The organism is Acuticoccus kandeliae, from assembly GCF_003073115.1.
On record NZ_QBBV01000002.1, the window covers coordinates 1,357,475 to 1,369,807 of the forward strand.

Consider the following 12,333-nt stretch of genomic DNA (forward strand, 5'->3'; position numbering starts at 1 on the left):
TTATCCGCTCGCCATTCGGCAACCTAACGAACCAAATCTTTCAAATCCAGGCCGGAACCACGGCACTTTACGCAACGCTTGCACAAATACGGAGCATTCATTCAGTACGTACGCTTCAGAAGCGGCTCCAACGCACCGAATTCCGGGGCGATCGGGGTCGGCAGCGCCGCCTCCTCGACCGTGGAAAGATCCTTGAGGCCATGCCCCGTCGTGACGGCGACGATACGCTCGTCGCCCGTGATGCCAAGCGCATCGCGCGCATGCCGCAGCGCCGCGATGGGGACGGCGGCGCTCGGCTCGAGCACCACCCCCTCGCACGCGGCGGTGAGGCGCACGGCCTCCACGATCGCCTGATCGTCCACCGCGACCGCCGCGCCGCCATGGCGTCGGATGAAGCTCAGCGTGTAGTCGCCGTCCCGCTCGTAGCCGGCGAGCGTGTCGTTGAGGGCGGAGGCGATCGTGTGCTGGTGGGCCCAGGGCTCCACCGCGCCGCCGGACCGGTAGGCCGCCACGATCGGCGCGCAGGCCGCCGTCTGCACCGCGATCGGGCGCGGGATCCGGTCGACGAGGCCGAGCCGCTTCAGCCGCTCGAATCCCTTCATCATGCCGCCGAGGAGCGGACCGCTCGAAATCGGCAGCAGGAGAACGTCCGGCTTCAGCGCGGCGAGCTCGTAGGCGATCGTCGCGTAGGCGTCGACGCCGTAGGGGTTGTGGTAGGTGGTGGTGAGGTTCACCCACCCCATCGTCTCGGCCGCCTCCTTGGCGAGGCGGCAGCAATCGTGCGTCTGCCCGTCGACGGTGACGAGATGGGCCCCGGCGACCACGATCTGGCGCAGCTTCGCGGGCGGCGCGGTCTTCGGCACGAGGACGAAGAGCGGCAGGCCGGCGCGCGCCGCATAGGCCGCGCTCGACGCGCCGGCGTTCCCGCTGGAGGAGAGCACCATCGCGTCCCGGCCATATTCGCAGGCGAGCGAGGTCGCGAGGGCGACGGCGCGGTCCTTGAACGAGCCGGAGGGCTGGAGCGAGTCGTTCTTGATCCACAGATCGTCGACGCCGAGCGCCTTGCCGAGGCGCGGTGCGGCGAGGAGCGGCGAGTTCCCTTCCCCGAGCGTGATCCGGTTCTGCGGCTTGCAGTGCGGCAGGTGGTCGGCCCAGACCCAGAGCCCCTCGCTCGCCCCCGCCGGGGATGGCGCGCGCGCATCGCCAGCCTTCTCGCCGAGGAAGAGATCGAGGATCCCGTCGCATTCGGGGCAGGTCGAGGGGACACGCTCGATCGGGGTGGTGGCGCCGCAGGCGGTGCACACCATCCGGTCCGGTGTCCCCTCACCCATCATGATGCGACCACGATCGGCACGACCGGCTTCGGCCCCGCCGCGACAAGGTCGGTCACGACCTTCGCGAGCTGGTCGACGACCGCCTCGGTGATCGCCGCGCCCTTCTCGGCGGTCGCGAGCGAGGGGTCGCCCGCGACGCCGGTGCCGTTGGTCTTCTCCGCCATGGTGCGGAAGAGCGTGCCGCGATCGGCGATCAGCATGTCGCCGAAATCCCAGTCGAAGGTCTTGGCGCTGGAGTGGCCGCCGATCTTCTCGCGCCGGACGTCCTCGGGCTTGGCCGAGAGCATCACCGATGTCTCGAACTCGCACGCATGGCCGAGGCCGCCGGGCGCGCTCTCGCGCACTGACCGCAATTCAGGCCCCGCGAGGCGCCACCAGGTGAAGAAGGCGATGCGGCACTCGCGGTGCGCCGCGCCGAGCTTTTCGAGGAGGAGCCCGCCGACCGCCTGGTTGCCGCCGTGGCTGTTGAGGATCACGATGTTGCGGAAGCCGTGGCGCACCACCGAATTCACGATGTCGGCGACATAGGCCATGAACGCCTCGTGGCTGACGCTGAGCGTCCCCGCGAACTCCATGTGATGCTCGGAGCAGCCAACCTTCACCTGCGGCAGGATCAGCACCTTTTCGCCGAGACGCGCGTCGAGCCGCTCCAGATAGTGCGCGCCGATGACCGCGTCGGTCTCCAGCGCGAGATGCGGCCCGTGCTGCTCGATGGCGGCGATGGAGAGGACCACCGGGATGGTCCGGTCGAGCGCGGCGATCTCCGCGCTCGTCTTCGTTTCCCACTTCATCCGCGCTGTCCGATCAGGCCGGGTGCCACCAGCGACCGTCGATGACGACGCCCTCGGCCTTCAGCTTCTTGTCGCTCGTCTCGGTCACGCCGCGCACGTCGACGAGGTCGAAGCGACCTTCGGCGATGGAGATCACGCTGGCGTCCCCCGTCGCGCCTTCCTTGAAGGTCCCGAGATCGGGGCGCAGCAGCGCCTTCGCCGGCACCACGGTCGAGGCCGCGATGACGTCGTTCAGCGACATGCCGAGGAGGAGGAACTTCGTCATCGTGGTGAGCTGGTCGTAGGCCGGCCCGTTGATGCAGAAGGCGTGCACGTCGGAGGAGATCACGTCGGGCGGGAAGCCGGCGGCCATCATCGCGCGCCCGGTCTTCCAGGAGAACGAGCCCATGCCGTGGCCGACGTCGAAATAGACGCCGCGCTCGCGCGCCTTCAGCACCTCGGGCTTCACGTTGCCCTTGCCGTCGACCGGCGCGTTCGGGAACGGGCGGAAGCAGTGGGTCAGCACGTCGCCGGTGCGCAGCATCGACACGACCGCCTCGTAGGACGGGGGCGGCTCGTCGATGTGGCACATCAGCGGCACGTCCATCTCGTTCGCGACGTCGAGCGCGACGATCAGCGGGTCGATGCCCGCCGGCCCGCTCGCGTGGCGGCCGATGCGCACCTTCACGCCGACGATGAGGTCGCGGTTCGCCTCGATCACCTCGGCGGCCTTGCGCGCCGCCATCAGGCGATAATCGTGGCTCTCGCCCACCATCAGGCTCGGCTCGAAGCCGTAGATGCCGGCGAAGGAGACGTGGAGATAGGCCAGGATCCGCGCGCCCGAGCGCTCGATCACGTGCTTGCGGAAGCCGGGGAAATTGCCGGGGCCGGCGCTGCCGGTGTCGACGCAGGTCGTGACCGCGCTCTGGCGCGCATAGTCGTCCGCGTCGACGCCGAGGGAGGTGCCGCCCCAATAGACGTGGGTGTGCAGGTCGATGATCCCCGGCGTCACGATCTTGCCGGACACGTCGCGCACGTCGGCGCCGTCGGCCGAGAGGCCGTCGCCGATGGCGGCGACCTTGCCGCCCGAGAAGGCGACGTCGGCGACGCGATCGATATCCTGCGAGGGGTCGATGACGCGACCATTCTTCAGAATGAGATCAAAGCTCATGGGATGATGTTACCTGCGTGGGGTCCGCCGGGGCGGATGGCGGCGTTTGCGCCGCTCTCATCAAGGAAGCGGAGAGCCGCGGGCGCGGCCCTCCCATTGTGACGCCGGTCAGCCCTTCGGGCTGTAGGCGACGGCCTCGATCTCGACCTTGATGTCGGCCATCAGGCGGGATTCGGCGGTCGTGCGGGCGGGGAAGTTCTCCTTGAAGACGCTCGCATAGACCTTGTTGAAGGCGCCGAAATCGCGTGCGTCGTCGAGCCAGACGGTGGTCTTCACGACGTCCTCGAGGCTGGCGCCGGCGAGCTTCAGCGCGGCCTCGACATTCTTGAGGACCTGGCGGGTCTGGTTCTCGACGTTGCCGCCGACAAGCTCACCGTCCGGCCCGACGGGGACCTGGCCGGACACGAAGACGAAGTCGCCGGCACGAACCGCGGGCGACAGCGGCGCGGGGGACGAGCCGAAACATTCCTTAGGCACCGAATCTCTCCTTGAACGAAACGATAGGACCGTCGCCGACCGGGCGTCTTGGCGCCGCGAACCGGCTCCGAACCGGGCGCCGCGCACCCCTGTGGCGGCGACCCAAACCGTATTCCGGCGGCCGCGCGAAGATCAACGGAATTCTGAAAGTTTCATTCATCCGCCCTAAAAAAAGGCGGGATTGCCTGAGGCGAAGGCATGTAATGCCTCGAAATCTATGTTGCTTTTTTAGATCTTGATCGGCAGCTTACCCGGATGACTGGCACATGGACAGGTCGATGGGACGCGCGACACCGCCCTTCACGGACATGGGCGCACACGCTCCGATGAGCGATGCGACGACGATCGATATCGTGGCGCAGCTCCGCCATCTCTCGGCCGAGGGAAGCCGGGCCGAGCGACGCCTCGCCGAGATCGTGCTCGCCGACATCGAGTACGCCTCGAAGGCGTCGATCGCGGACCTCGCGCTGCGCGCGGGCGTCAGCGAACCCACCGTCACGCGCTTCTGCCGCTCGCTCGCCTGCGAGGGGATGCGCGACTTCAAATTCCGCCTCGCCCAGATCCTCGCGATCGGCGGCCTCTACCTCTTCCCCGAGCCGCTGGAGCGGGAGGAGCGGGAGGCGCGGATCGTCAATTCGGTCTATGGCGGCGCCGTCGCCGCGCTCGACCGGGTGCGCGACAGCCTCGACATGCCGAAGATCAACGACGCCGCCGAGCAGATGATCGCGGCGCGCCAGATCATGGTCTACGGCTCCGGCGGCGTCTCCTCGATGGGCGCGGTTGAGCTGCAGAACCGCCTCTTCCGCTTCGGCCTCTCGATCACCGCCCACACGGACGGCCAGCTCCAGCGCATGACCGCGGCCGTTTCCGACCGCAACACGGCGGTGATCGCCATCTCCTCGTCGGGAAACGCGATGTCGATCGTGGAGGCGACGCGGATCGCGCGCCAATACGGGGCGCGCACCATCGCGATCACCGACCCGGTCTCCGCGCTCGCGCGCGAGGCCGAGCTGATCCTCCCCTTCACGATCCCCGCCGATAACAAGGTCTTCAAGCCGACCTCGGGCCGCTACTCGCTCCTCATGATCCTCGACGTCCTCGCCACGGTGACGGCCGAGATGATGGGGCCGGGCGTGCTCGAAGGCTTGCGCCGGATCCGCACGAGTCTCTCCGCCCTCAACATGAGCGAGCCGGGCAGACCGATCGGGGACTAGAAAACAAAAAGCAAGTCTATCGGCCAACAGCGCACCCGATAGAGAACTCAAGGGACATCAATGAGACAGTTGGCGGGTACCGCAAGCGCGATACTAAATCGAGTTATTGAATTCATCGTCGTCATCATGATGGCCGCGCTTGTCATCACGGTCTGGATCGGCGTGATGGACCGGTATTTCTTCCACTGGCAGCTCAACTGGCCAGAACCGCTCGCGCGCTACATCATGATCTGGACGGTGCTGCTCGCCATCTCGTGCGCGATCGCGCGGCGAGAGCATATCGGCCTCACCATCGTGCTCGACCGCCTGCCGCACGCGCTGCGCCGCTCCCTCCTCATCCTGTGCGACATCCTCGCGATCGGCCTTTTCCTCTACGTGGTCTGGTACGGCGTCACCTTCACGATGTCCGGCCTCAACCGCCGCGCGCTGATCTTCGGCCTGTCGATGGGGCCGGCCTTCGCCGCCATTCCGACCGCCGCCGCGCTCTGCGCCATCCAGCTTGCCCTCGTGGTGCTGCGGGACGGCGGCGAGCAGCAGCTTCTCGACCAAGCGAACGAGGCCTGAGCCATGATCGTCGGCCTCGTATTCCTCGTCCTCCTTCTCATCGGGATGCCGATCGGCTTTGCGATCGGCCTCGCCGGGCTCACCGGCCTCATCGACATGGGCGGGGACCGCTTCCTCGCCATGGGCGTGTCGAAGATGTTCTCCGGCCTCGACAGCTTCCCCTTCCTCGCCATGCCCTTCTTCATCCTGGCCGGCGAGATCATGAACCATATCGGCATCACCAATCAGCTGATGCGCCTCGCCCACGTGCTCGTCGGCCATTTCCGTGGCGGCCTCGCCCACGCGAACATGGTGGCCTCGATCCTCTTCTCCGGCCTCACCGGCGCGGCGACGGCGGACGCGGCCGCCTTCGGCAAGACGCTCGTCCCCGAGATGGTCAAGCAGGGCTACCGGCGCGACTATGCCTGCGCGGTCACCGCCGCCGGCTCCATCATCGGCCCCACGATCCCGCCCTCCGGGTTGATGGTCGTCTATGGCTCGCTGATGGGCGTCTCGATCGGCGGCCTCTTCGCCGCCGGCATCCTGCCCGGCATCTTCATCTGCATCGCCTGCATGGGCATCATCGCGCTCGGCGCGCGGCGGAACCGCCTGCCGGATCCCGAGAAGCGGGCGACGGTGATGGAGGTCGCGAAGACCGCCTTCCGCTCCACCGCCGCGCTCCTGATGCCGCTCATCATCCTGGGCGGCATCCTCGGCGGCATCGTCACCCCGACGGAGGCGGCCTCGCTCGCCGTCGCCTACGCCTTCTTCCTCGGCGTCTTCGTCTACCGCAACGTCACGGTCGGCGACCTCTACGGGATGCTCCTGCGCACCGCGCGCATCACGGGCGTGATCTTCGTGATCATCGCGTTCGCCTCGATGCTTGGCTGGTGGATGAGCTTCAACCGCATCCCGCAGGAGATCGCGAACACGGTCCTTGCCATCTCCGACAACCGCTACGCCGTCATCTTCCTGATCGTCGCGGTGCTTCTCCTCATCGGCACGGTGATGGACATCACCGCGATCCTCATCATCCTCGCGCCGGTGCTCGTCCCGCTCGCCGACCAGATCGGCCTCGAGCCGATCCATGCCGGCATCATCTTCGTCGTCGCGCTCAACATCTCGCTGATGACACCACCCGTCGGGGCCTGCCTCTTCGTCCTCTCATCCGTCACGGGCGAGAAGCTGGAGGCGATTGCGGCCAAGCTCTGGCCGTTCCTGATCGCCGAGATCGGGGTCCTCTTCATCTTCGCCTACTGGGAGGATCTGGCCCTCCTGGTGCCGCGGGCGCTCGGCTTCTCGTGAGCCAAACCAAATCCAATAGACCAGAAGGAGCACGCTCAGTGAAAACGACCATCCGCACCCTGATGGCGAGTGCCGCCATCGTCGCGATCGCCGCGGGCCCCGCGACGACCACGGCCTCGGCGCAGGACATCACCATCCGCCTCGGCCACAACAACAAGCCGGACCCGTACGACAACCCGGCCCACGCCTGCGCCCAGGTGTTCCAGAACATCGTGCAGTCCGACTCCAACGGCACGATCGCCGTCGAAATCTACCCGAACGACCAGATCGGCACCGCCGCCGAACAGGTGCAGATGGTGCGGGACGGCGTCATCGAGGCGTCCCTCTCCTCGACCGGCTCGCTCGCGCCCTATTATCCGAACATCGACGTCCTGAACCTGCCCTTCGCCTTCGCCGACAACGCGGCGACCTACGAGGTGTTCGACGGCGACTTCGGCAAGGCCCTGAAGGCCGACATGGAGAAGGTCCTCGGCGACGTCGTCGTTCTCGGCTTCCCCGACACGGGCGGCTTCTTCGCCGTCACGAACTCCGAGCACGAGATCGCGACGCTCGACGACTTCAAGGGCATCCGCCTGCGCACGATGACGCTGCCCTCGCACCAGGCGATCATGAACGCGCTCGGCGCAGAGGCCTATCCGCTCGCCTGGGGCGAGGTCTATTCGGCCCTCCAGACCGGCGTCATCGATGGGCAGATGAACCCGATCCCGATCATCTCGTTCTCGAACTTCAACGAAGTTCAGGGCTTCATGACGCTGACGAACCACCTCTTCTCGCCCTACACCTTCCTCCTCAACAAGGCGGTGTGGGACGGTCTCGACGACGACCAGAAGGCCATCCTGCGCTACGCCACGCAGTCGTGCGTCGCGGCCTCGCGCGGCCTGTCGCGCATCATCGAAGCCTCCGAGCGCGGCGTCACGGGCCTCGCCGAGAAGGGCATGAAGGTGACCGCGCTGTCGCCGGAAGACCGCGCGAAGATGCGTGAAGTGACCCTCCCCGCCTTCGAGGAGCACATCAACTCGCAGCTCGGCCCGGACGCGGCGGAGCTCCTCGCGATCTTCAAGGCCGACGTCGACAAGGCCAACTCGTCCCAGTTCATGGAAGACTGAGACCGACGGTGCGCCGCCCCGGCGGCGCATCACCTCTCTGCCTCAGGGCAACACTTTGGCCCGAAGTGACCACGCCGGGTTGCACTTTTCCCCGTCCCGCGTTTGGCCGCCTTCGCCCCGATGGGCTACCCTTGTTGCCCAGGGGAAGGAGTTCAGCCTGATGCGATTGTGGCAAGGCAACCGGCCGCCTCGGACACGAGCCGACCGCGAACGCGCATTTGCTCCGGAAAACCGTGGCCGGTCGGGCCGGACGTCCCGCATCGCGGCGCGCCTCGTCGGCCTCTTCCTCGCGGCCGGCATGATTTTCGGGCAAGCCGCGGCGCAGGAGACTGCCGCGATATCGACCGGGGCCGATCCGGCCATTGCGACCGCGCCCGCCACCACCGCCATTGCCCCGATGAGTCCGCTCGCGCCTGCCGCGACCGCCTCGCCACGCCAGACCTTCCAGAGCTTCCGCACTCTCGCCCAGGGCGCCGCCGACTCGCTCGTGCGCGCCTTCAAGGTCTCCGACGAGAACGAGGAGATCCTCGACACCGACGAGGTGCGCGCGCTGAAGCGGCAGGCGCTCGCCCGGCTCCGACGTGCGGCGACGACGCTCGACCTCTCCAACATCCCGCCCGCGAACCGTCGCTCGGTCGGCATCACCTCGGTCCTCCTCCTCGAGGAGATCATGGACCGCATCCCCCTCCCCGCCGCCGACACGATCCCGAGCGTCGGCGCGGTGGACGACGGCGCGGCGCCGAACGGGTGGACCCTCCCCGGCACCGAGATCCGCATGGCGCGCGTCACCGGGACCGACGGCGAGCCGCGCTTCCTCTTCTCGCCCGAGACGATCGCCCAGCTCCCCGCCTACTACGCGACCGTCGCCCAGCTCCCGCGCAACTCCGACGACGCGATCGACTTCTACCAGCACTTCGTCACCGGCCCCGGCATGGCGATGCCCGTCGCCCTCTACCGCCACGTGCTCGAATTCCCGGACTGGCTGATGCGCGTCCACTACGAGCAGGCCGTGTGGCAGTGGTTCGCGCTCGCGATCGCGACGGTCCTGACCGCCGCGCTGATCGCGCTCCTCCTGCGATGGGAGGGCCGGCGGAACGGGGCGGGCTACTCGATCCTGCGCTCGCTCTGGCGCCTCGTGCCGCCGCTCGTGATCATCGCCATCCTCGGCACCTATGAATGGCTCGTCGACGATGTGGTGAACCTCACCGGCTCGGTGCTCGCCTCGATCGAGCTCGGCGTGGAGAGCCTCCAGACCGTCGCCCTCGCCTTCACCGCGGTGATGGCCTTCAACCTCCTCGCCGAGATCGTCATCACCTCGCCGCGCGTGCGGCGCGAGAGCCTCGATGCGAGCCTCATCCGCCTCGTCTTCCGCGTCATCGGGCTCGGCGTCGCGGCCTATGTCCTGATCCTCGGCGCCTCGCGCATCGGCATCCCGGTCTACGGCCTCATCGCCGGCCTCGGCGTCAGCGGCCTCGCGATCGCGCTCGCGGTGCGGCCGACGCTCGAGAATTTCATCGGTGGCATCATCCTTTATGCCGACCGGCCAGTGAAGGTGGGCGACTTCTGCAAGTTCGGCGACATGCTCGGCACGGTGGAAACGATCGGGCTGCGCTCCACCAAGGTGCGCGGCCTCGACCGCACGCTGGTGACGGTGCAGAACGCGGAGTTCGCGCAGATGTCGATCGTGAACTTCACCCGGCGTGACGCGAACCTGATGCACACCACGATCAGCCTGCGCTACGAGACCTCGACCGACCAGCTCACCGCGATCATCGACGACATTGCCGCGATGCTGCGCGCGGACGACCGGGTCGAGACGCAGAGCGTGCGCGTGTGCTTCCGCGGCTTCGGCGAGTTCAGCCTCAATGTCGAGATCTGGGCCTATATTCGCAGCGCCGACTGGGGGCAGTTCCTGAAGATCCAGGAGCAGCTCTTCATGCGCGTGATGGAGATCGTCGCCGCCAATGGCAGCGCCTTCGCGATCCCCGCGCAGACGACGTATCTGAGCCGCGACCACGCCCTCACCGCCGAGCCGGCCCGCCCGCGCGAGGGGCGCGAGGCGACCGGCGCGGCCCCCACCGGCGAGCGCTACGCCCACCCCGTCGCCACCGACGAAGGGTTCGCGGCGACCTGAGATCCACAAGGGCGGCGCGCGACCCTCGCGCTCGCGCCGCCTATGGTCTACGAGAGAATTTGCCCGCGGACGACGCCTGTCGCCTCAGATTGCGTGGGCGTTCGAAGGAGACGTGGATCCATGAAATTCGTGAGCTTCACCCGGCTCGGGAGCCGGGGATTTGGTGCTGTTGTTGAGGGTGGCGTCGTCGACCTCACCCGGCGTCTCGGACACCGGTCCGATTCGCTGAAGAGCGCGATCGCGAGCGAGACGCTCGCCGCGGCGGCCGACTATGTCGCGGGCCGCGCGCCGGACTTCGCGATCTCCGACATCACCTTCCTCCCCGTGATCCCCGATCCGGTGAAGATCCTGTGCATCGGCGTGAATTACGAAGAGCACAAGGCCGAGACGCAGCGGCCGGACGTCGACCACCCGACCATCTTCACCCGCTGGGCCGACACGCTGATCGGCCACCGCCAGGCGCTCATCAAGCCGAATGTGTCGAACCGGTTCGACTATGAAGGCGAGATGGCCGTCATCATCGGCCGCGGCGGGCGCAACATCACCGCCGACAAGGCGATGGACCACATCGCCGGCTACTCGATCTTCAATGACGGCTCGGTGCGCGACTTCCAGCGCCACACCTCGCAGTTCACGCCCGGCAAGAACTTCCCCGCCACCGGCGCCTTCGGCCCCTTCATGGTGACGCCGGACGAGGTTGGCGACTACACCAAGCTGCCGATCCAGACGCGCCTCAACGGCGAAGTGCTCCAGAGCGCGACGCTCGCGGACCTCATCTTCCCGATCCCGCAGCTCATCGAATACATCTCCACCTTCACCCCGCTCGTGGCGGGCGACGTGATCGCGACCGGGACGCCCGGCGGCGTCGGCGACAAGCGCCAGCCCCCGCTCTACATGCGTCCGGGCGATCTCGTGGAGATCGAGGTCGGCCTCCTCGGCACCCTCGTGAACCCGGTGATGGCCGAGATGTAATCGGCCCGGCGTGCCGCGCCGCTCCGACGCGCGGCACGCCGCTTTCGACCACCCCGCCCCGGCAATAGGGAACCCCGATGGACCTCACGCTGCACGACGTCCGCCTTCCCACCGCGCCCGCCGAGCGGGTCGATATCGGGGTCGATGACGGGCGTATCGTCCGCATCGGCACGGGGCTCGCGCGCGGGGAGCGGGCGCTGGATTGCGGCGGCCGCCTCGTCCTGCCGGGCTTTTGCGAGAGTCACATCCACCTCGACAAGGCGTGCATCCTCGACCGGGTGACGATGCGCGGCGGACTTTCGGAGGCGATCGCCGAGGTCGCGGGCCTCAAGGCCGGCTTCACCGGGGCGGACGTTACCGAGCGCGCCTCGCGCACGCTGCGCAAATGCGTCCTCAACGGCACCACGCGGATGCGCACCCATGTGGAGGTCGACCCCGTCATCGGGCTGCGCGGCTTCGAGGGGGTGAAGGCCGCGATCGCGGACTGGCGCTGGGCGATCGACGTGTCGATCTGCGTCTTCCCGCAGGAGGGCCTCCTCAACAATCCGGGCACCGACGAATTGATGGTCGCCGCGCTGAAGGCCGGGGCCGACACGGTCGGCGCCGCCCCCTACACCGACACCGACCCGCACGGGCAGATCGACCGCGTCTTCGAGATGGCGCGCGAATTCGACGTCGACATCGACATGCACCTCGATTTCGGCAGCGACATCTCCGACCTCGACATCGAATATGTCGCCCGTCGCACCGAGGAATTCGGGTGGGGCGGCCGCGTCGCCGTCGGCCATGTGACGAAGCTCGCGCTGCTCGACCGGGGGCGTTTCACCGCCCTCGCCCGCCGCCTCGCCGATGTCGGAGTCGCGGTGACGGTGCTCCCGGCGACCGACCTCTTCCTCTCCCATCGCGGCCACACGCACGACCACGACGCGCCGCGCGGCGTGACGCCGGCCCACCTCCTCCTCGCCGAGGGCGTCAACTGCTCGCTCTCCACGAACAACGTCCTGAACCCGTTCACGCCATTCGGGGACGGCTCGCTCATCCGCATCGCGAACCTCTACGCCAATATCTGCCAGGTCGGGGCGCGCGGGGCGATGGCGGACTGCCTCGACATGGTGTCGGCCCGTTCGGCCCGCCTCATGAATCTCGACGATTACGGCCTCGCCCCCGGCAATCCCGCCGACCTCGTGGTGATCGACGCCATCGACCCGGCGCTCGCGGTCGCCGAGATCGCGCAGCCGATGTTCGGCTTCAAACACGGCGTCCCCACCTTTACCCGCGAACTGCCGCAGCTACACTCACCGGCCTGA

Annotated in this window: 11 protein-coding genes; 7 read left to right on the top strand and 4 right to left on the bottom strand. The window is 67.8% G+C overall.

Annotated features, from left to right (window positions below; all coding sequences use genetic code 11):
• Positions 1-101: 101 nt before the first annotated feature.
• The 4 genes from thrC to DBV35_RS19010 all read right to left on the bottom strand — a co-directional run bounded on the left by thrC (position 102) and on the right by DBV35_RS19010 (position 3,752).
• Positions 102-1,331 carry a threonine synthase gene (gene thrC, locus DBV35_RS18995; RefSeq protein ID WP_170134985.1) on the bottom strand — a complete coding sequence of 410 codons (1,230 nt, stop codon included), beginning with the start codon at positions 1,329-1,331 and terminating at the stop codon, positions 102-104.
• Positions 1,331-2,125 carry a creatininase family protein gene (locus DBV35_RS19000; RefSeq protein WP_108661856.1) on the bottom strand — a complete coding sequence of 265 codons (795 nt, stop codon included), beginning with the start codon at positions 2,123-2,125 and terminating at the stop codon, positions 1,331-1,333. The genes thrC and DBV35_RS19000 overlap by 1 nt, the downstream gene beginning before the upstream one ends.
• Positions 2,126-2,138: 13 nt before the next feature.
• On the bottom strand, positions 2,139-3,275 hold the full coding sequence (locus DBV35_RS19005; RefSeq protein WP_108661857.1) for an amidohydrolase/deacetylase family metallohydrolase: 1,137 nt from the start codon (positions 3,273-3,275) through the stop codon (positions 2,139-2,141).
• Positions 3,276-3,383: 108 nt separating this feature from the next.
• Entirely contained in the window at positions 3,384-3,752 is a 369-nt protein-coding gene (locus tag DBV35_RS19010) for a RidA family protein (RefSeq protein ID WP_108661858.1), read from the bottom strand.
• A gap of 326 nt (positions 3,753-4,078) precedes the next feature.
• On the opposite strand from DBV35_RS19010, the gene DBV35_RS19015 reads away from it, so the two are divergent.
• The 7 genes from DBV35_RS19015 (at position 4,079) to DBV35_RS19045 (ending at position 12,333) form a co-directional block, all read left to right on the top strand.
• Positions 4,079-4,966, top strand: a complete 888-nt coding sequence (locus tag DBV35_RS19015; RefSeq protein WP_108662022.1) for an SIS domain-containing protein — start codon at positions 4,079-4,081, stop codon at positions 4,964-4,966.
• A gap of 129 nt (positions 4,967-5,095) precedes the next feature.
• Positions 5,096-5,530, top strand: coding sequence for a TRAP transporter small permease (locus DBV35_RS19020; RefSeq protein WP_245943981.1), 435 nt, complete (start codon positions 5,096-5,098; stop codon positions 5,528-5,530).
• A 3-nt stretch (positions 5,531-5,533) separates the two neighbouring features.
• A complete protein-coding gene (locus tag DBV35_RS19025) occupies positions 5,534-6,814 on the top strand; it encodes a TRAP transporter large permease (RefSeq protein WP_108661860.1) in 1,281 nt (426 codons plus the stop codon).
• Between the two features lie 38 nt (positions 6,815-6,852).
• A complete protein-coding gene (locus tag DBV35_RS19030; RefSeq protein ID WP_245943982.1) occupies positions 6,853-7,920 on the top strand; it encodes a TRAP transporter substrate-binding protein in 1,068 nt (355 codons plus the stop codon).
• A gap of 298 nt (positions 7,921-8,218) precedes the next feature.
• Complete coding sequence (locus DBV35_RS19035; protein ID WP_108661861.1) at positions 8,219-10,054, top strand: mechanosensitive ion channel family protein; 1,836 nt, start codon at positions 8,219-8,221, stop codon at positions 10,052-10,054.
• A gap of 120 nt (positions 10,055-10,174) precedes the next feature.
• Complete coding sequence (locus tag DBV35_RS19040; protein WP_108661862.1) at positions 10,175-11,026, top strand: fumarylacetoacetate hydrolase family protein; 852 nt, start codon at positions 10,175-10,177, stop codon at positions 11,024-11,026.
• A gap of 77 nt (positions 11,027-11,103) precedes the next feature.
• Entirely contained in the window at positions 11,104-12,333 is a 1,230-nt protein-coding gene (locus DBV35_RS19045) for an amidohydrolase family protein (protein WP_108661863.1), read from the top strand.

Coding starts and splice junctions, on each gene's coding strand:
- DBV35_RS19035 (WP_108661861.1), top strand. CDS start 8,219: ATGATTTTCGGGCAAGCCGCGGCGCAGGAGACTGCCGCGATATCGACC.
- DBV35_RS19015 (WP_108662022.1), top strand. CDS start 4,079: ATGAGCGATGCGACGACGATCGATATCGTGGCGCAGCTCCGCCATCTC.
- DBV35_RS19045 (WP_108661863.1), top strand. CDS start 11,104: ATGGACCTCACGCTGCACGACGTCCGCCTTCCCACCGCGCCCGCCGAG.
- DBV35_RS19005 (WP_108661857.1), bottom strand. CDS start 3,275: ATGAGCTTTGATCTCATTCTGAAGAATGGTCGCGTCATCGACCCCTCG.
- DBV35_RS19025 (WP_108661860.1), top strand. CDS start 5,534: ATGATCGTCGGCCTCGTATTCCTCGTCCTCCTTCTCATCGGGATGCCG.
- DBV35_RS19040 (WP_108661862.1), top strand. CDS start 10,175: ATGAAATTCGTGAGCTTCACCCGGCTCGGGAGCCGGGGATTTGGTGCT.
- thrC (WP_170134985.1), bottom strand. CDS start 1,331: ATGGGTGAGGGGACACCGGACCGGATGGTGTGCACCGCCTGCGGCGCC.
- DBV35_RS19000 (WP_108661856.1), bottom strand. CDS start 2,125: ATGAAGTGGGAAACGAAGACGAGCGCGGAGATCGCCGCGCTCGACCGG.
- DBV35_RS19020 (WP_245943981.1), top strand. CDS start 5,096: ATGGCCGCGCTTGTCATCACGGTCTGGATCGGCGTGATGGACCGGTAT.